Annotated in this window: 13 protein-coding genes; 7 read left to right on the top strand and 6 right to left on the bottom strand. The window is 54.8% G+C overall.

Annotation, left to right across the window (positions count from 1 at the left end; translation table 11 throughout):
* Positions 1-24: 24 nt before the first annotated feature.
* From QEP11_RS13835 to QEP11_RS13825, 3 genes are read right to left on the bottom strand one after another with little or no spacing between them, the layout of a single operon-like run.
* Complete coding sequence (locus QEP11_RS13835; protein ID WP_284337225.1) at positions 25-981, bottom strand: alpha/beta hydrolase; 957 nt, start codon at positions 979-981, stop codon at positions 25-27.
* A gap of 34 nt (positions 982-1015) precedes the next feature.
* The gene (locus QEP11_RS13830; protein WP_284337224.1) at positions 1016-2479 is read right to left on the bottom strand and encodes a flavin-containing monooxygenase; all 1464 of its coding nucleotides are present in this window, start codon (positions 2477-2479) and stop codon (positions 1016-1018) included.
* A gap of 9 nt (positions 2480-2488) precedes the next feature.
* Entirely contained in the window at positions 2489-3238 is a 750-nt protein-coding gene (locus QEP11_RS13825) for an SDR family NAD(P)-dependent oxidoreductase (RefSeq protein WP_284337223.1), read from the bottom strand.
* 304 nt (positions 3239-3542) lie between these two features.
* Between QEP11_RS13825 and QEP11_RS13820 the strand changes: the two genes are divergently transcribed.
* From QEP11_RS13820 to QEP11_RS13790, 7 genes are all read left to right on the top strand, one after another.
* The gene (locus QEP11_RS13820) at positions 3543-4346 is read left to right on the top strand and encodes an SDR family NAD(P)-dependent oxidoreductase (RefSeq protein ID WP_284337222.1); all 804 of its coding nucleotides are present in this window, start codon (positions 3543-3545) and stop codon (positions 4344-4346) included.
* Between the two features lie 126 nt (positions 4347-4472).
* Positions 4473-6476, top strand: coding sequence for a peptidase U32 family protein (locus tag QEP11_RS13815; protein WP_284337221.1), 2004 nt, complete (start codon positions 4473-4475; stop codon positions 6474-6476).
* Between the two features lie 603 nt (positions 6477-7079).
* Positions 7080-9365, top strand: a complete 2286-nt coding sequence (locus QEP11_RS13810; RefSeq protein ID WP_284337220.1) for a hypothetical protein — start codon at positions 7080-7082, stop codon at positions 9363-9365.
* Positions 9362-10552 carry a hypothetical protein gene (locus QEP11_RS13805; RefSeq protein ID WP_284337219.1) on the top strand — a complete coding sequence of 397 codons (1191 nt, stop codon included), beginning with the start codon at positions 9362-9364 and terminating at the stop codon, positions 10550-10552. Before QEP11_RS13810 ends, QEP11_RS13805 begins: the two co-directional genes overlap by 4 nt.
* Positions 10549-11340: a DUF1266 domain-containing protein gene (locus QEP11_RS13800; RefSeq protein ID WP_284337218.1), complete on the top strand. Its 792-nt coding sequence runs from the start codon at positions 10549-10551 to the stop codon at positions 11338-11340. The genes QEP11_RS13805 and QEP11_RS13800 overlap by 4 nt, the downstream gene beginning before the upstream one ends.
* A 240-nt stretch (positions 11341-11580) precedes the next feature.
* On the top strand, positions 11581-12297 hold the full coding sequence (locus QEP11_RS13795; RefSeq protein ID WP_284337217.1) for a 3'-5' exonuclease: 717 nt from the start codon (positions 11581-11583) through the stop codon (positions 12295-12297).
* A 159-nt stretch (positions 12298-12456) separates the two neighbouring features.
* Entirely contained in the window at positions 12457-13734 is a 1278-nt protein-coding gene (locus QEP11_RS13790; protein ID WP_284337216.1) for an O-acetylhomoserine aminocarboxypropyltransferase/cysteine synthase family protein, read from the top strand.
* Positions 13735-13881: 147 nt separating this feature from the next.
* On the opposite strand, the gene QEP11_RS13785 is transcribed toward QEP11_RS13790, so the two are convergent.
* The 3 genes from QEP11_RS13785 to QEP11_RS13775 form a co-directional block, all read right to left on the bottom strand.
* A complete protein-coding gene (locus QEP11_RS13785) occupies positions 13882-14469 on the bottom strand; it encodes an OmpW/AlkL family protein (protein WP_284337215.1) in 588 nt (195 codons plus the stop codon).
* Between the two features lie 147 nt (positions 14470-14616).
* A complete protein-coding gene (locus QEP11_RS13780; protein WP_284337214.1) occupies positions 14617-15624 on the bottom strand; it encodes a DUF808 domain-containing protein in 1008 nt (335 codons plus the stop codon).
* 818 nt (positions 15625-16442) lie between these two features.
* Positions 16443-20573, bottom strand: a complete 4131-nt coding sequence (locus QEP11_RS13775; RefSeq protein ID WP_284337213.1) for a response regulator — start codon at positions 20571-20573, stop codon at positions 16443-16445.
* Positions 20574-20659 lie beyond the last annotated feature (86 nt).

Below are 20659 nucleotides of genomic sequence, written 5' to 3'. Positions count from 1 at the left end.
CTTGTCGCAAGCCTTTCCCCCGCGCTAGGGTGGCAATGGGCGCGTTGGCAGCAACGCCGCGCACGCCTGACGCAGCACCGCCTCCACTGAGGGCACCATGGCACTGAAATTGGCAAAACCGTGCACCATGCCTTGCGCTTGAATATGGGTAGTGGGCACTCCGGCCTGCATCAAACGCTGAGCCATTGCCTCGCCCTCATCGCGCAGGATGTCCAGCTCCGCCGTAACCAACACCGTCGGAGGCAAGCCCTGAAGATCTGGCGCCAACCCCACCGAAGCCCAGGAATGCACCGCGCCTTCCGGGCAATACAGTTGCCACATGCGCTGCATATTGCTGGAGGTGAGCATGGGGATATCGCCAAACGCCTGATAGGAATCCGTCTTTGCCTGCACATCGCACACAGGGTACAGCAGCAATTGCTGGCCAATGCCTGCCCATCCGTCGTGCTTGGCTCGCAGGCTGCAGGCCATGGCCAGATTTCCGCCAGCGCTGTCACCTGCCACCATGAGTTGCTGTGGATCACAGTGCAAAGTGCTTGCGTGTGCTGCCAGCCACCGTACGGCGTCATATGCATCAATGAGTGCGGCAGGAAACACATGTTCCGGAGCTAGGCGATAGGCCACTGAACACACGTTCATTCCCGTCAGATAAGCCAGATGGCGACACAGTCCATCGTGGGTTTGCAGTGAGCCGATGCACCAGCCTCCTCCATGAAAAAACACCATCATGGGCGCCTTCTCATCAGGCGTGGAACGGTATAGGCGTGCCTGCATATGCCCGCCGCTGGTGCGGGGAATCTGCATGTCCTCGACCACATGCAAAGGCACAGAGGGGCTAGGCAGCTGAAGCTGCTCCATTGCGGCTCGCAATGCTGGCAGCGCATGCGCCGTGAACTCCATCTCAGCCATGCCTTGAAAGGATTCAAGCACTTGGGCCAAATCCCTGGCTATGCAGGGAAGAACCGCTTGTTGGTGTGTCATCTCTTTGATCCTTATGGCGTTGTGATCACAGCGGCTACGCGGCAATGGCCTCGCGCATGTGCAGCACATAGTCCTCCCACACAGGGGCGCGCATCGTTTCTCGAAAACGTGACTGCGACCACGGCCAGGTATTGGGGATGCCGTTTTTATCCAGGTACCAGCTGTTGCAGCCCGAGCCAAACACCGAGTTTTGGGCTGCCTGCGTGCGTTCTCTGTCATAGGCATCCAGTGCCTCTTGCCTGGCCGACACACCGACAACCACAGGGTCTGTCAGCTTGTCCATGAGCTGGCTGACATAGCCCCATTGCATTTCCGTGGTGTCGATCAATGAAAAGTTGCCGACCGGCGAGGTCGGACCATTCAAAAAGAAGAAATTGGGAAAACCTGGCACCGATATTGACTGGTAGGCAGTAGGCACATCGCTCCATGCCTGCTCCAGCGTTTGACTTTTCAACCCGGTCACCGCCATGGGCCGTACATAGCGATCAGTTTTGAATCCGGTGGCCAGCACAATCACGTCCACGGGGTGCAGCGCACCATCGATGGTGCGTATGCCCCGATCCTCCACATGCGCTATACCTTCGGTGATCAGCTGCGAATTGGGGTGCTGAATAGCGCGGTAATAATCGGGTGAATAAATCAGGCGCTTACAGCCTGCTCGGTATTGGGGCTGCAGTTTGTCGCGAAGGACAGGGTCTGCCACAGATTGGTCCAGATTGTCCTGGCAGATTTTCTGAATCTCTTTGATTTGCTCAGAGTTCGGATCCAGCACGCCTTGGGTAAAGCGCTCCACATTGGCCAGATAGGTGGGCTCACGCTGCAGATACAGCAGCAAATCTCGGTCACTGCGAAACTGTGCTCTTTGCTCAGGCGTGAATTCAGGGTTTTGTACCGGAAATATCCATTGCGGTGTTCGCTGAAAATGCCGTACATGGCTACGCTCTGCCAAAGCCGAAACCATTTGAACACCGGTTGAACCATTGCCGATGATGGCAATTTTTTTTCCATCCAGCGTCACCGAATGGTCCCAGCGCGCACTGTGCAGTACGGCTCCCTTGAAGCAGGACAAACCTTCAATCTGCGCGTAGTGCGGATGGTGCAACACCCCAGTGGCGGCAATCACGACCCTCGCACGATATTGCTTCCCGGATTGATCGTGAAGCAACCAATGATCATCGCACCAATCAGCCTGAGTCACCTCACAGTAAAAACGTGTCTCATGCACCAAGCCGTATTTATCAAAAACCTGCTCAAAATACTGCTGAATTTCACTACCAGGTGGTAATGCACGTGTCCATTCAGGATTGGGTTCAAAAGAATAGGTATAGGCATGGGATGGAACATCGCAGGTCAAGCCAGGATATTTATTATCGCGCCATGTCCCACCCAAGGTATGGGCTTTCTCCACAATCAAGAACTTCTTTCCAGCATTCTTCAAATGGATGCCACTCAAAATTCCGGACATGCCACAGCCAATCACCAGTGCATCGTATATCATGGTTTCTCCTCAAAATAATTCAATAACTTTGGCTGCAGTAAATCCGCCATCCACGGGCAAATTGACACCGGTGATAAAAGATGCCAAATCTGATAATAGAAAAGCCGCAACGTCTCCAACTTCCCGCGCCTCGCCGCAGCGGCCCAGCAAATGCTGCTTTTCAAAAGCCGAACGCGCTGGCATGGCATCCAGCATGGCCGTCATTGGGGTGCGTATCAGACCGGGGCTGATGCTGTTTACGCGCACGCCGTAACGCCCCACATCGGCCGCAACGCTGCGCACCAGTTGAATGACTCCCGCCTTGGACGTGCAATACGCCACATTGCTCGGATTGCCCAACATGCCATTCATGCTGGCAATTGCCACCATGGAACCTTGCCCTCGTTGCTGCATATGCGCTGCCACAGCGCGCATGCTCAGCATGCTGCCCGTAAGGTTGACAGTTAGCACCCGCTGCCACTGCATCAAGTCCATCTGCTGCAAATAACCTACAGCCGAAATCCCGGCGGACGTCACCAGTCCATCAATCCGTCCGTACTGCTGCAACACCCGTGCAACCACTGACTGCGTCATCTCCCAGTTGGTGACATCCAGGCGCTCAAAGACACAACAAGTCGGCAAGGGCTCTCCTTCCTGCATGTCAGCGCACACAGCCAGGCCACCGCAGGCTACAACAGACGCTGCACAGGCTCGGCCAATGCCTGAAGCACCGCCAGTGATCAATACCACCTTGTTTTGCAAACCACTTAATAACTGCATGGGATAAGGCCCTCAGATGAATTCATTCATACACTCAAGATCCTTTTGCATTTTTATAAGAAATGGTTTTTTTATTATTTATGAATTCCCCTCTTTACAAAGTCACTCCTTATTCACAGTCTCTGGTATTTACCCTTGTTTCAGAACATATTACTGTGCCCCTCCTATTTTTAGGTCAACCATGGTTTTCAATTAATTCATATGGACTATTCAAAATCTCTTGCTTGATTGAAAAATTGCATGAAATGGATATGACAGGCAGATATTTATCGTTTTTTCCATAGCACACTCCACAAGGATTTTCATGAACGTTGCAGTCATTACTGGAGCCGCCAGCGGCATAGGGGCCGGGCTGGCACGCGAGGCCATTGCCCGAGGTATGCATGTGGTGCTCGCTGACCGCGATGCGCAAAGCCTCAATCACATCGCGCAGGAGCTGGGCGAACACGCGCTCGCAGTCCCCACCGATGTGACACAGGCCGCTTCAATGGAAAATCTGGCCGAGCAAACTTATAGGCGCTTTGGTCAAGTCGACATGCTGTTCAACAATGCGGGCGTCCTGTCCACTGGCCGCAGTTGGGAGATCTGTGACGACAAGTGGCAACAGGCCTGGCAGGTCAATGTCAACGGCATCATTCATGGGCTGCGTGCGTTTGTGCCACGCCTGCTACAAGCCAACCGCGCCGCACGCATCATCAACACCAGTTCGGTCGGTGGTTTTCTCCCCAGCCCGCTGATGGCGCCTTACTCCGCCACCAAATTTGCCGTGGTGGCACTGACCGAGGCATTGTCCGGAGAGCTGGCGGCACTGAACTCGGCCATACAGGTCTCTTTGTTGGCCCCAGGACCAGTCAAAACGGGCATCTTCAACGAGGCGCCCATGGATGCCTCCCAAGACTTCCACCAGCAGATGCGCAACATGCTTGATGCCCACGGGTTGGACAGTGCGACTTTCGCGCACCGTGTCTTCGATGCCATCGCCGAGGGCGCGTACTGGATCATCCCGCAGCCCGAAACGCTTGATCCATTGCTTCAAGCACGCAATACCCGCATTGCACAGCGCCAGCCCCCTGTGTTTGCCTGGTCGCAAGAAAGCACAGCTGCTTAGGCCCCCTGCTCGCCACATCGGCTGGGTGACGCAATACATGGAACGCATTCACTCACATGCCGTCACGGCGGTTTATTGGCCCTGTGCCTCCCACAAAATGCGCAGCGCAGGGATAATTCGTCCCCTATGTCTCTCCTGCCCCACCAACTCGAACTTTTATCTCCTGCCCGCAACGCCGACATCGGTATCGAGGCGGTGAACCATGGTGCGGACGCCGTCTATATCGGCGGCCCCGGCTTTGGGGCACGTGCCACGGCAGGTAACGAGACGCGCGATCTGGAGCGCCTGGTCAAGCATGCCCACCGTTTTGGCAGCCGCATATTCATCACGCTCAACACCATTTTGCGCGACGATGAACTCGAAGGCGCACGCAAAATGGCCTGGGATATGTACAACATTGGTGCCGATGCGCTGATCATCCAGGACATGGGTTTGCTCGAAATCGACCTGCCCCCCATCCAGCTGCATGCCTCCACCCAGAACGATATTCGCACACCCGAGAAAGCCAAGTTCCTGCAGGACAGCGGTCTTTCGCAAATCGTGCTGGCCCGGGAGCTTGACCTCAAGCAGATCAAAGCCGTGCACGATGTGCTTGATGCCGGTACCACCATCGAATACTTCATTCACGGTGCGCTGTGCGTGGCGTATTCGGGACAATGTTTCATCAGCCATGCGCACACCGGACGCAGCGCCAACCGCGGTGACTGCAACCAGGCCTGCCGCCTGCCCTACGAAGTGCTGGATCAGAGTGGCCGCATCATTGCGCATGAAAAGCACGTGTTGTCGATGAAGGACAACAACCAGTCCGAGAATCTGCGTGCGCTGATCGACGCCGGTGTGCGCAGCTTCAAGATCGAAGGCCGCTACAAAGATATGGCCTATGTGAAGAACATCACGGCCCACTACCGCAAGCTGCTTGATGGCATCATTGAAGAGCGCGAATACTCCGACTACCCGCTGGCGCGCTCGTCTTCCGGCACCACCACGTTCACCTTCAACCCAGACCCGGACCAGAATTTCAACCGTGAGTTCACCGACTATTTCGTCAACGGCCGCAAACAAGACATCGGCGCTTTCGACACCCCCAAGACCCCAGGCCGGGCCGTGGGATGGGTGACACAGGTGGGTGACAAGTGGTTTGAGTTCGAGAGCAACGACAAGACCGCCATCTTCAACAATGGCGATGGTCTGTGCTACTACGATCTGCAGAAGGAACTCGTGGGCGTGCACATCAACCGTGCCGAGAGCGTGAATGCCAAAAAGGGCATCTGGCGTGTGTTCCCCAAAGATCCGATTGGTGGATTCAAGGATTTGCGAAAAGGTCTGGAGATCAACCGCAACCGCGACATGAACTGGGTGCGCATGCTCGATAAAAAGTCGAGCGATCGCCGCATCGGTCTGTGGGCAGAGTTCAAAGAAGTAGCTGAAGGATTTGCACTGACGCTGACTGACGAAGATGGCTTTGTGGGCCACGCCAAGATTGCGCAAGAGCACCAAGCAGCAACCGATGCCAGCAAGGCTGAAACCACGCTGCGTGAGCAACTGGGCCGCTTTGGAGCATCGATCTTTACCGTCAACGATATCAGCCTGAGCATCAGCCAGCCCTGGTTCGTGCCTGCCTCAGCCTTGAACCAATTGCGCCGCGAAGCGCTGGAGTCACTGGAGGCAAACCGAGCCACTGGCTTTGTGCGTCTGCCGCGCGCCACTCCCGTGGAGCCTCCCGTACCCTTTCCTGAGGAAACACTCACCTACCTGGCCAACGTCTACAACCATAAAGCGCATGACTTCTATGTCAAGCACGGCGTAAAAGTGATTGATGCAGCTTATGAGAGCAAGGAGGAGGAAGGCGAAGTCTCGCTGATGATCACCAAGCACTGCGTACGCTTTTCCATGAGCCTGTGCCCCAAGCAGGCCAAAGGCGTGATTGGCGTCAAGGGCACCATCAAGGCCGAACCGCTGCAGCTCATCAATGGCAAGGAAAAGCTGACCCTGCGCTTTGACTGCAAACCCTGTGAAATGCACGTGGTGGGCAAGATGAAGAAGTCTGTGATCAACCAGCACCACAAGGAAATGAAAGAATTTCCCATGCAGTTCTACCGTACGCGCCCAGTCCCCAAGCCAACGGCCTGAAGTGCCATGAAGCACCTGAAAAAGAGCCCGCTTACCAACAAGGTGGCGGGCTTTTTCACATCAATAAAAATGCGCTCACGTATTGGTAAAAACCCTTGAAAGAGCAGTTTGCAATGGATCGTTCATTTTTTGTGCAATCCATGCAAAGCACCATATGGCGCGGCCTGTACGAGTTTTACTCAAAGTTTTCCACAAGTGCTTCCACATGTTGCGGGGATAAGAGTCACCCGACCTTGCAATCCGCTCGCAGTTCCAAATCCAGAGCTTGTGCGCTTTGGCTTCTGCGAAGCTTGAGTGAGTCTGAACACACTTCACAACCTCCTTGCTGCAAAGATCCTATTGGAACGATCCATCCATAGGTAAGTACCTACTCTTCCTTAAAAATTCAGCACACATCAGCCCAACTTGAACCACTGTTCATGAATGTCAGCTTTGTAACAGCCAAACGTCACACTTGGTGACACATCGCTCACACAAACTGTTCATTCATCGTTAGGATTTTGGCGCTGGGCTGCTTCCACCAGAAGCTTGCGCAGTGTCCCATCACAAAGGCGTTTTTGCTCACAATTTGCAGAGACTGCGCTTTCACATTCTTGCGACTGCATGCCTCAGACAGCTCACCATCCAGCGGCTCACGCTCCGCTACAAGGCGACGCCTTGCTTTCCTATATTGACAATGCGCTGGATCAGCTGTTCACAGAGAGCCACTCTGCCAGCATCAGCCAAAGCGACCGTGCCAATGCGCTGGCCGAGTTGCTGGGCCAGCAGTCCTTCGCCCCTCAAACCTGGCAGGAACTCGAGCGTCTTTACAGCGCCTGGATGTATGCAAACCAAGCCACTACGGCGGTGCACACTCTGGACACCCATCAAGGCCAGATTCTGCAGAACCTCCAGGGCGTTGAACTGCTGCAGACACAGGCGCAGCTTGCACTCAGTCGTGCGCAGAGTTTGTCCAGCCACGACCGTGCAGCAGCCCAAGAGGCACTTCGCGCTGCATTGCCCTTCCTGCAGCAACTCGAAGGTGAAGACCTCGCTGCGCCATACCACCACTGGATGTCCCTGGTAGATGCCTGTCAGGCCTATGAATTGGCTGATACCGCCGTTGAAAGTCTGGCTGCACGTTTGGATCCCGATGGAGAAGCTGATTTCTCGACCCTGATACAACCCTGGCTGAGCAAAGCAGCTTGGGCACAAGCACGTGGCGATGCCAACGCAGCTCTGGCCCATGCACACGCTGCAGTGGATCGCATGGCTCAGTTCAGCAAGAACGATTCCTATGCTGACTTTGATGACTGGGCCCAGCTTGGTGACACACTGCAGCAATCCGTGCCCGCCAGCGTGGCACATTGGGCGGCTGTCAGCCAGGCCCATCTGCAGCGCACCGAAACAACACGGCCCAACCTCGCGGTGCAAAAGCACCGTGCTATCTATACCGCCCGCATACAAGCTCTGGCCTGCGCACAGCAGGGACAGATGGAACAGGCGATTGCTTTTGGGCGACAGGCACGCTATGAGCTCTCAGGATATGAAGGCGATGAATTTGTTGCCACCTGGATGGAGTGGCTATATGCAGCAGGCATGCTGGACGAGCTGGCCCCCATTGCCATGGAAAGCGCATTCCACAGCCGCCCAGCCAGCTTGCAAATGGCCTGGAAAGTCGCCCACGAATGCATTGAAAGCGATAGTGCGCACCGTGCGACCTGGGCACGTATTCTGGCGTGGTGCTGCATAGACCGCGAATGCAGAGAGCGCGTACCTGCACCTCCAAAGTCTGCCCAGCAGTATCTGGACATGGTTTTGGCAGAATCTCCCAACGACAGCATCGTCACGCTGATAAAGGGCCTGGAGCTGGCACGCACTCGCAAGCAGTGGGACAAGGCATTACCACTGCTGGAGCAAGGTTGCGCCCAATGCCCCCAGTTGTGCAATTCCGAAGTGGTGCTGATGCTGTGGGCTGCACGCTTTCATATACACGGCGAAGCGGCACTGCAAATGCCTATTCCCACAGCCCCCTCTGGCCAGTGGAGCTATGCCATGGGCGTGGCGCTGGATGACGACGATGACATGAAACCCTATATGGGTGGCAAAAAAAATCTGCCCGCACACGAATTGCGTCAGCCGTTGGTGCAGCACTACTATGAACAGGGCCTTGCACATTTCGAGCATTTCTGGCAAACCGGCCACGGCAGTTTCAAGGATGCGGACATCCACGTCTACTCGATGCTGTGCAACAACCTGGCCATCAAACTGCGCCACAGTGACAACTACCCACCAGCCATTGAGCTTCACCAGCAAGGTCTGGCCACCAGCCCTTTTGCCGAGCATCTGCATGGTCTGCTGTGGTGCTACATCATGCCGGACGACTATGCGGGTATTGCCAGCACCGCCGAAGCACTGTGGCACTTTGCCTGCGAACACGGCTATGGCCGCCACAACCCCTACAAGTACTTCAATTGGGTGGCCGAGGCACTCTACCACCTGGACCGTCCTGCAGAAATCAGCATCTGGCTGGAACGCCTTGAATTGTGGTGGCAGGAAAACGCCGATGAGGACGATCCCGAGGACCGCCAAGCCTATCTCGAATGCCTGCTGATCATGCTGGACTTCTTTACCAACACACACGCCCAATTGGTTGCCCCGCGCTTGCCAGCCTTGATGCAGGAAGTGCGCTCCCTGCGCAATATCGCTCTGCAGCGCCGCATGGGCCGGGTATTGATGGGCTGTGACCAAAATTCACAAGCCTTGCCTTTTTTGCAGACAGCGGTCAGCCTGATTCCAGAGGCCAATGATGACTTTGAAGCCGAGCGTGCAACCGAAGACCTGCAACGCTGCGAGGAAGCACTTTCCGCACCTGCAACCAACAGCAAGCCTTGGTGGAAACTGTGGTGAAAGCAGCCGTTAGTTCTGGCACGCCTGCACTCAGTTACCAAGCCAGAGACGTGGTGAATGCGCCGGACATCAAGGCGCGCATCCAGGCTCGTAGCATCGTACGCGGTGATAGTGCTGAAATTGCGGCATGGCTGGGCAACCACTTTTACCGGCACATCATTGGCAATCTGCAGGCCGAAGCACCTGCAGTACAAGCATTACGCAGCCAGAGCGACTTGCAGCGCTTGATGCCGCAGAACACACCTGCTTGGGCACTCAAGAGGCTGCCAGTGATGCCTCCTGTCCATGACGAACCTGCCTCTCTGTGGTGGATCGATCCAGATAGCCGCGCAGTACTGCTGCTCGAAACGCGCTTGGTCGAGTTTCTATCCAGCCGCGCAGGGACTTCCCTGGAAGGCAAGCTGCAACGTATCAATGCCCCTCAGGCACTTGCACGCTGGACGCTGGAACACCTGGCATTTGAAAAGCGCAAAGCAGCAGGTCACTACGACCACCAGCCCGAAGCCGTCCAGGGCATGCTGCGCACCCCGAACGGAACATTTGTGGAGTTTCTGTCCGCAAGCCCGCAACTGCGCGAAGAAATGGCTTATGAAAGCCAGGAGATGGGGCACTGCGTTGGTCAGTTTGAAAACCGCAAGAACTTGCGTGGGGGTTACGGTGAACGATATGCCACAGCCTGCCAAAAGGGCCAGATGCGCTTGTTCAGCTTTCGCACAGGCAACAACCACCCACGCATCACCATCAATGCTTTTGTGCAACCTAATGGCCTGTTAGCGGTTGAACAGATCAAAGGCAAACAAAATCGCCCTCCCATCGCACGTTATCAGGCTGATGTACTGCATCTGCTCAACCATCTACCGCTGGACGACAGCTTGCCAGATGACGCCCTCGCCATGGGTTTGGTACGCCTGCCCACGCATTTGCTGACCATTAGCGCATCCCCCTGGAAATCGATTGCAGAGTTGCAGCAAGATGACGAGCAGCTATGGCTAATGCAGCAACATCCTGAACTGATCAACCAACTGCCAACGCTGCGCCCTCTGGCGCAATGGATGGCGCTGGCCAGGAACGATGGCTTGTCTGCCAAGACGTTGGAGAAAATGGACATCACACCCGCGTTGCAAGACACCCTGACTCTGACTCGCCAACGTAACGCTGCCAACAACACTCAAGGAGGACTGGCATGAAGCTGCTGCTTCCTCCACTGCTGATCTTCGGATGCCTGGCGGCACTGGCCTTCTGGCTAGCGGGCTGGTGGGGCCTATGGGGTCTGTTCCTGCTACTGGTATGGCTGATTCACAAAGCTTTGGGACGTGCCCAACGCATGCGCAGCGAAGGTCATGTCAACAACTACCGTGCTGGCAGCGAAGAACTCAACATTGCCCTGGCGCTGGCGCATCCCCTGGCCTTTCACTGCGTGCACGGTGGAATTGCCGACGAGCAAGTAATGCCGCCCGATGACCATCTTGCGCAACAGCTACGCCCCATGTTGCTGCATCACCTGGGTCTGCGTACCGATCTGGACGATGTGCAAATCCAGAAACAATTTCCCGATCAATTGCGCCAACGCTGGTTCAAACTGGATTTGCAACAACCCCACTCCAGTGACGATCCTCGTGCTTCGATGGCATTTGCATGCGCACGCGTTGCTTTTTTTGTGCGCTGTGCCCACATGATGGGCTGGGTGCCCAAAGGATTGCACGAAGATATCTTGCGCCTGAATGCCCGCCGTGCTCGGGACTGCTTTGGCGGATGGCTGGAATTTGGCAATGCTTATGCCCGAGGCCGCCAGCAATGGGTGGCATTGGGCCGCTCAGACATACTGGGAGTCGAATTTAGTCAGGCCGATGTATCGCAATGGCTGCAAAGTGACAGCCATCCATGGAATGCCTTGCCCTGGCAGCCAGACGTGGCACCGTCGACAGCCAGTGATGCCATCGATGTACAGCCGGCAGTACCGGCTACCAATGCTTAGGCAGTGCATAGGAATACCGTTTTCAGGACAAAGGCAATGCAAGAAAATCCCTAGCAAAGGCCTTTCCCGATACAGTGCCTTGTCTCAAAACTTCAGTTGCAGCACCTTTGGCTACAGCCAGTATCAATAAAGCGTGTTAGCTAAAGCAATGCAAAAGCCCACCGTTGTTGCTTGCCAAAGCCCCCATCCGCAAGCATGGACTGCACGGCTGCGACAATCAGCTCGCTTCTGATTGCATCCATGCCACGCCTTAAACCTCCTTCCAAAGAAGAAAGCCAACTGCTGCCTGACTATGCAGCACTTGCCGATAGCGCCATTGCCGTACCCGCCACAAGTGCCGAATTTGAAGCGGCACGAAGGATTTTGCTCGCCCAAACAGCATTGGGTTTCGACACTGAAAGCAAGCCACTGTTTCATGTCCACCAAGTCGATACCGGCCCACATGTAGTACAGCTTGCCACACCAGGCGCTGCGTGGATTTTGCAGTTGCACCACCATGCTGCATTGCAATTGGCACGCGAGGTCATTGCCCACGCTGGTATTGCCAAAGTGGGATTTGGGCTGGACAACGACAAGTCCAGCCTACCCAAACGCCTGGGCGTTGAGCTGGCCAATGTGGTGGACCTTGATCGAATCTTCAAGCAATACGGCTATGGGCCATCCACCGGTGTGCGCGCTGCCATCGCATTGGTTTTACGTCAAAACTTTCACAAATCCAAAAAGCAATCCACCAGCAACTGGTCGCTCAAAACACTCAGTGAAGCGCAGATACGCTACGCTGCCAACGATGCGCACGGCCCCGCCATGGTGTATGCCGCGCTGTCGGCTTGGCAGGCCACACAAGCCACATCACCGCCTCCACGCCCCTCACCTCTGGAGCCCCGGCCTGCAATGCAGCAGCGTCCCCGCCCACAACGCGCAGCCTTACTATGCGCCCCCATAAAACCTGGTGCTTGAAGTACGGATTCACGGATTCCTCCCAGCTTGCCGGCAATGGTTGCGCGTCATCTCTCAGGCTTTGATTTGGCATAAGCACATAGCGTTTGCGTCGTTGGCAGAGAAGTCTTTCTTTTTCACAATGGAAGTTTTTAAGACCAACCATTGGAGACAAAAGAAATGCGCCTTGAAACCTTGGCCGTCCATGCAGGCTACAGCCCAGACCCCACGACCAAAGCCGTTGCAGTCCCTATCTATCAAACTGTGGCCTACGCATTTGACAGTGCTCAGCATGGCGCTGATCTGTTTGACCTGAAGGTGCCCGGCAACATCTACACACGCATCATGAACCCCACCACCGATGTGCTGGAAAAGCGTGTGGCCGCTCTGGAAGGCGGCATTGCAGCACTGGCTGTCGCTTCGGGCATGGCTGCCATCACTGCCGCAATCCAGACACTGGCCGAAGCGGGCGACAACATCGTCAGTGCCAGCACCCTGTACGGCGGCACCTACAACCTGTTCGCACACACCTTTCCACAGCAAGGCATTGAAGTACGTTTTGCCGATCCACGCGATCCAGCCAGTTTTGCTGCGCTGATTGATGCCAAGACCAAGGCTGTTTTCATTGAGTCCATTGGCAACCCACTCGGCAATGTGACCGATATTCGAGCCCTGGCCGATGTCGCTCATGCCCACGGAGTGCCACTGATCGTGGACAACACCGTTCCCTCCCCCTATTTGCTACGCCCCTTTGAGTTTGGTGCAGATATCGTGGTGCACTCGCTCACCAAATACCTCGGTGGTCATGGCACCAGCGTGGGGGGCGCCATTGTCGATAGCGGCAAATTCCCATGGGCCCAGCACAAAGAACGCTTCAAACGGCTCAATGAGCCCGACGTCAGCTACCACGGCGTGGTTTATACCGAAGCGCTGGGTGAAGCCGCTTTTATCGGCCGCGCCCGTGTGGTGCCACTGCGCAATATGGGAGCAGCCATTTCACCGCAAAACGCCTTCCAGATCCTGCAAGGCATTGAAACGCTGGCGCTGCGCATGGATCGCATCTGCGAGAACACCCAGAGAATTGCCGAAACACTGCAGCAACACCCCAAAGTGGAATGGGTACGTTACGCCGGGCTGAAAGACCACCCCGATCACGCCATTGTGCAAAAACAATCGCAAGGCCGTGCCTCAGGGATTCTGTCATTCAGCCTCAAGGGCGATGATGGCCGTGCCGCAGGTGCGCGCTTTTTGGATGCGCTGCAACTGTTCACGCGCCTAGTGAATATTGGTGATGCCAAGTCCCTTGCCACACACCCAGCCTCCACCACGCACCGACAACTCGATGCCGCAGAACTGGATAAAGCTGGCGTAACAGAGGGCATGGTGCGCCTGTCTGTTGGCATTGAACACATTGACGACTTGCTTGCGGATCTGCAGCAAGCGCTTGAGCAGGTGTAAACGCCCTTAAACCGCTACTACATATGTCGCGTCCATGAAATGCCTGCTTTCGCAGGCATTTTTTGTTTGCTCCACATAATCAATGAACGCAAAAAAACCGCTGTGAAACACAGCGGTTTGAAAAGCCCCTTGGAGGAGAGCTGGAAATTAGAAGCGGTAACCGACGCCCACACCAACCAAGACGGGATCCAGCTTGACCTTACCCAGGCCCAGACCGTTTTCCTTGGTGTCCATGTACACCTTCTTCACGTCAAAGTTGATGGACCAGTTTTTGTCCAGTGCGTAGTCAAAGCCCACTTGCAAAGCGCCACCCCAGCTGCTGCGCTTGATGTCAGCACCTGGCACATCCAGATCTACGCTAGAGAAGCGTGTGTAGTTAACACCAGCACCAACGTAGGGCTTGAAGGCACCAAAGTTAGTGAAGTGGTACTGAGCCAGCAGTGTAGGAGGCAGTTCCTTGACAGTACCAATCTTGCCAACACCCTTCAAACGCACATCGTGCTTCTGGGGATATGTCAAGATCAGTTCAGCAGCAAAATTAGGTGTGAAGAAGTAGCTGATATCCACTTCAGGAATAGTCTTGTCCTTCACGCTCAGGCCATTGGAGCCTGCAGACTTCAAATCAACATTCACGGCACGAACACGAACTTGCCATTTGCCATCTTGCTGCTGCGCCATTGCAGCACCGGAAGTCATTGCACACAGAGCGGCCACGGCCAACAGAGTCTTTTTCATAATGGATGATGAATTGAGTCCGGGGACAACCCCCGTGACATCTATTGCAACACTCCGTGACAAGCCGCCATTTGCCCTAGGTCAATGCATCACCTGCTTACATTTCACTCTTTTCTGAATTGTTGGAATTTAGCAACAAGCAGCAATTCAGTGGCCAGATGTCGTACCACGCATTCGGTTCCAGATAGAAACGAGAGCCACAATCACGCCGCCAATCACGGCACCGACCAGCACGTGCACGAACAGCGGAAGTACAAATGCCACCACGCCACCTTGCGCAATGAGCACGCTGTCCACCCACGCCTGAATAGGGGCAATACCGTGCACCAGCAAGCTGCCGCCCACCAGAAACATTGCAGCAGTGCCTACCACCGACAAACCTTTCATAAGCCAGGGATTGAACGCAATCAGTCCTCTTCCCAAAGCCTGCATAGCACCGCTTTCCTTACGCATCAGCGCAAGACCCACGTCATCCATACGCACGATGCAAGCAACAAGCCCATACACAAACAAGGTAATTGCCAGGGCGACCACCACAAGCACAGCGACTTGTTTTTCCAGCGGCTGCTCTGCCACGGTGCTCAGCGCAATCGCCAGAATTTCTGCGGACAAAATGAAGTCGGTGCGCACAGCGCCACTGACTTTCTGCTTCTCGTAGGCAGCGGGCTCCATTCCCGCCTCGCGCGCGCCCATGACCGAGGACTGAGCGACGCCTTGGGCCTTGGCCGCTTCATAGTCTTGCCCGGGTACATGTGACGTTTTGCGCTTGTGCAGCGAGTGCAGAATTTTCTCCACTCCTTCAAAGCACAGGAACGCACCGCCAACCATGAGCAGCGGGGTAATCAGCCATGGAATGAATGCGCTGATGAGCAAAAATGCCGGCACCAGCACTACCTTGTTGAGCAGCGAACCTTTAGCAACCGCCCACACCACAGGCAGCTCACGACTTGATTTGACACCAGCAACCTGCTCAGCATTCAGCGCCAGATCGTCCCCTAAGACTCCGGCTGTTTTTTGCATCGCAACTTTACTCATCACACCTACGTCGTCGGCCATAGCCACCGATTTGCGCGCTGCCACCTTGGTCATCATCGCCACATCGTCGAGCACCGCAGCGATGTCATCGAGCAGCATCAATAGTCCGGCACCTGCCATATTTTTCACTTTCCAAAAAGAATGAATACATCTTCAAACGAGATGTGCAGCCATTGTGTAGGAAGACCCCCGCAAACGACCGCTGCCATTGCAGCAAGTCGTTCTCTCAGGCCCGTTGTAATACCTAATCTGGCCGTTCTGATCTGCGCTCAACGCAAAAACTGCTGCGCTATATAGGTACAACTGCCAAGATTATCTGGCTTATTTTTTACCTTCAATAATTGGTGGTGAGCGACTTACCCATTTGCCTGTCCGGTAAAGGCATGGTCTGTTTGACCAATCTTTTTTTGATCGCATTGACTGCTTGCCAAACTGCGCTAGCCCAGCCCTCGCCTGCTGCTAGTACAAACGCATTATCAATTCAGCCATCTCTGCAGCACGCACCGCAGTTATGCTCAGTGCTGACCGGCCTTCATGCAAGATTGCATGCATCCCACACTGCCGTAAATACCCAGTGCGGAATGTATTGCTTCACAAATTATCGTGATGACGGCTCCTTGGAAAGGTGCAGGACGCTTGATTTTCTTATTGAGAAATCCAGCATCAAAGGAGGTTCTTACTGACACGAAAAAGCTACCATCGCGGCACAATGCAGCAGCATGATTTGGCTGTCCGATCACCCGCCCACCAACTTTCTCGAAGCTCTGCTAGCCTTGCTGCGCTGGCTAGGGAAACTGATGGAATGGCTGAGTTTTTAATTCAGAAGCGCTTTTTGTCTTTGATACATATTTTCCTGGTGGGAATATCTCTTTGAAATGCCGGATCGCACAACTCCGGCTTTAACCGTGTTGATCTTTTGCATGGGATTGCTGCAGATATCAGGTATCTGCACGGCGCAGACCATTGCACTGTGCCTCAATCTGCGCCAGCAATTGCAACGCCAGACTGTTTTCAAGATCATCAAACGCATCCAGAGCGGCTTGCGCAGTCTCGGCCCAAGGATAAAGCTGGGCTCCTTGCACCAACTCTTCCAATAAATGCTGTGCTGAAAAATTACCTGCTGCCACAAGTGGACGTGCACGTGCTATCAATGCCAGCACAGCCTGTGGCTCCAAAATAGCAGCATCAGCACTGACCTGCATTTGCTGAGCTTGCCAGAATTCAAGCGCATCGCGTACATCATCCAGACAAGCCTTCATCAACTTGACAAAGGCGCCCGCATGCTGACTAACGACCGCAGCATCACAACGACGTGCTGCCACTTCGATGGTGTCAGCCACATCACAAAGTGCCGTAGCATTCAAATAGCTCGCACTACCTTTTATCTGGTGTACCAGCCCCGCAAGCGCTGACCATTGCCTGGAGGCCAAAAATTCGTCAAAGCGCTCCGGCAAGGTCTCGAAATCTTGCAAAAAACCTCTTAACAATTGCGCACGGCGAGCAGGAGATTTCGCCAGGTTTGCATATGCACCACTTTCGACATCACTCGCCATTTGAACTCCTTTTGCTGTGCTGATCTCCGTAAGCTTGCCGCCATCCTGAACTCGTGTGCCTGTGCACAATTGCTGTAATGCACTGTACAGTGCTGATTCATCAATCGGCTTGGTCAGATGATGATCCATGCCTGCTTCGCGGCTGCGCTGCACGTCTTCGCTGCGCGCTTGAGCTGTCAATGCAATGATGGGCAAATCCTTCCAGCGCAAATGGCGGCGAATCTCACGAGTGGCGGCCAGGCCATCCATATCCGGCATATGGATGTCCATCAGCACCGCATCCACATCCTGCGCATCCAGACAGCGAATAGCATCCCAACCTCCAGCTGCAGTGATGACTTGAATACCTACATGACGCAAGAAGTCTGTAGCCACTTCTCGATTGAGAGCGTTGTCATCTACCACCAGAACGCGTTTACCGTGCAAATCCGCAAATGCGGCCAAATCACTTGGCGCATAACCTGCCATGGCGGATTCACGCTGCATTTCTAACTGCATGTTCTCTGATGACGCACCAAGCAGTGTGTTGTACATGGCAGATTGGGTCACCGGTTTGAGCAAGATCCCTTGCAAATCCACCCCTTGTGCTGCTTCCAGCATGGCTTCTTGCCTGTAGGCAGTCACCATCAAAACTGCAGGCATTTTTTCCAGTTGCGCATCAGTTCTGATATGACGCGCAGCTTCCACGCCATCCATCAAAGGCATGTGCCAGTCCAGCACCACGATATCAAAGGCCTGCTGCTTCACTGCATGGCTGTGCAACTTTTCCAATGCTTCCTGACCGTTGCAGACCAGACTGACCTGCATGCCGAACCCTTCCGCCATTTCAGCCAGCGCCTTGCGCGCCATGCTGTTGTCATCGGCAATCAAAATTCGCAGCCCTTGCAGCGCATTCCCGTGCGCTGCGTGGTGATGCGATTGCGCAGTATCGACCTCATCCATGCGTACCGAGAAATAGAAAGTGCTCCCCACCCCTTTCTCACTGTGCACGCCAATACTTCCTCCCATCATTTCCACCAAGCGCTTGGAAATTGCCAAACCCAGCCCCGTCCCACCATATCGACGAGAGGTGTCTGGCTGGGCCTGACTAAATGGCTGGAACAGGCAACGCAACTGATCCTGATCCAAACCAATACCCGAATCCGTGACAGAAAAGTGCAGCATCGCACCAGATGCTTCATTGCGATGCTCTACCCTCACCACCACGCCACCGGTCTGCGTGAATTTGATGGCATTGCTGACCAAATTAGTCAGCACCTGACCCAATCGCAACGCATCGCCACGCAAAATCACAGGAAGGCCCGGAGCCATGGCATAGGTGATCTCCAGACCTTTTTCTTCAGCCTTCAAAGTCGTGACAGCAGCCACGGTATCTAGTACTGCCTCCAGTTTGAATGGAGCCCCTTCCAGCACCAAGCCACCAGCCTCGATCTTGGAGAAATCCAGGATGTCATTGATGATGCCCTGCAAGACATTGGCAGATTCGTTGATTTTTTCCAGGTAATTACGCTGCAGCGGATTCAGCTCCGTGCGCATGGCCAGGCGTGCCATGCCAATCACTGAATTCATGGGAGTGCGTATCTCATGGCTCATGGTGGCCAGAAAATCACTTTTGGCCCGCTCAGCCTGTTCCGCAGCTTCTTTGGCACTTCGCAATGCGTCCTCAGCTGCTCGCTCGGCAGTCACATCACGCGCGATGCCATCCCATACAGCCCCACCTGATCCAGGGTAGCGCAACGCAGCACGGCAATGAATCCATATCTCGTTGCCTGCCTGGGTACGCAATGCAAACACCTCATCCAGCACATGCCCAGCATCTTGAGCCCCTTGCAATACCCGCAGCAACTGACGCAAATGTGATGGCCGAATGGCCCGTATCAAACTGCCCTGGTGCTGCAAGACTGCATTGGCAGATAAGCCCGTCAAGGACTCAAGCCCGGCACTTAAGAACTGCAGAAGCAGGCGCCTTTCATGACTCCGCAGGAACCTGAAAATGACTCCGGATGGCAAGTTATCAGCCAGCGCAGCCAAACGCTCGCGCTGCTCTTTACCCTCACTGATATCTTGCAAGGTGCCATTGATGGCAATCACCTTTCCACTCGCATCAAGCTCGGCTGCACCCCGCAAATACGCAGCATAGGTGCTGCCATCTCGACGAGAGTGATCGACCTCCATGGCAAAGGGCGTACCATCTTCCAGACACTGCTGCACTGCTGCTTGCAGAAGCATATAGCTTTCCGGCTGAAGCCTGGAGCGCAAATCCTCCAGCTGAATCACAACGGTTTTAGCGGGATCACCAAACAACACAGAGAGCATCTCAGAACACGTGATCTCACCTGTTTTCCCATTCAGCGACCAGTGGCCCAGCCGTGCCTGCTCCTCTGCCGCCTGCAACACCGCCAAATGTGTCTGCGCCTCGGATTCCGCCCGCTGACTTTCTTGCAAAGAACGCTTCAGCACCTGATCTGCCTGATCCAGGCTACGTCGCAAGACTTCAAATTCAGCCACCAGGGCAGGAGGTACTTGGGCTAACCCATGCGCATCCTTGCTCTCTCCCGCAGCGATACGTTGAGCCCGGGCAGCCAGTGATCGAATAGGCTGCAATGCTTTTCTTGCCAGCAGCATGGCCAACAGCAGCGCCAGGCAAATCGCGATGGTGGCAGCACTCAGCATCACCCGAATAGGGCGCTGCGAACGTTGGTTAAAGCTGTGGGCTGACTCCCCTACAACGGCAGCCCATCCTGGCGTTCCTTCAATACGCTGGAAGGCAAAGATAATTTGCCCCCCTTCCAGTGTTTGCGCTGTAAATGAGCCACTACTTCCAGGCTGCTGCACCAAGGTCTGCCAATCCGGTACAGGTTTCCCGATAAATTTTTGGCTATCAACCGAGCGCGCCAATATGCGCCCTTGCCCATCCACTATGGCCAAGATGACTGACACGCTGCCATCGCCATGGCGTGCCAACGCATTGAGCAAATGTTCTGGAGAAGTTGTCAATGTAGCCACCTGAGCCACATACGGAGAGATACTGCTGGGTATCGCCAACACAACCTTCATGCCAGCTTCTGCATCTGCTGGCATCAGAATGTCTGATACCTGCAGCTGACCAGTCTGAGCTGCTTGCACAAGCAATTGCTGCACCGTGGCATCCAGTGCTGTGTCAGACATGTTTTGCCACTGTGCGTTGCGCTTCTCCAGCAGATGGGTCTCCAGCTCTCCGTGCGCAAAACTGGAAACCATGTGGCGACGCAGCTGTACATCCTCACCCACCGCTTGCAACTGCGCAAGATGCTGAAGCACGTTGGCCGTCAGGTCCAGCTCACTGATGGTTGAGCGCGCTACCGTGCGCGCTGTTTCTAGCAACTGCCTCGTACCTGCTTCTTGGAAGGATCGGCTAGCACCATACAAGGTTGCAGTCACAACCCCCAGAGTTGGCAAAAGGACTACAAAAATGATGCCAATGATGGTGAGTCTGAGAGATGGTTGCCGAAGTCCAGCCAGCGCATGCTTTTGCATGAATATCCTTGTGCGTGCAAGCGCTGATTCACCATGCTCAGTGCTGTCTTTGCCGCTTGCGTGACTATATGTGGGTACTTCTTGCC

This window comes from Comamonas halotolerans (assembly GCF_030162935.1).
GTDB classification, from domain to species: domain Bacteria; phylum Pseudomonadota; class Gammaproteobacteria; order Burkholderiales; family Burkholderiaceae_C; genus Comamonas; species Comamonas halotolerans.
The sequence above is the reverse complement of the archived record's forward strand: the minus strand, read 5'-3'. Positions and strand labels throughout refer to the sequence as shown.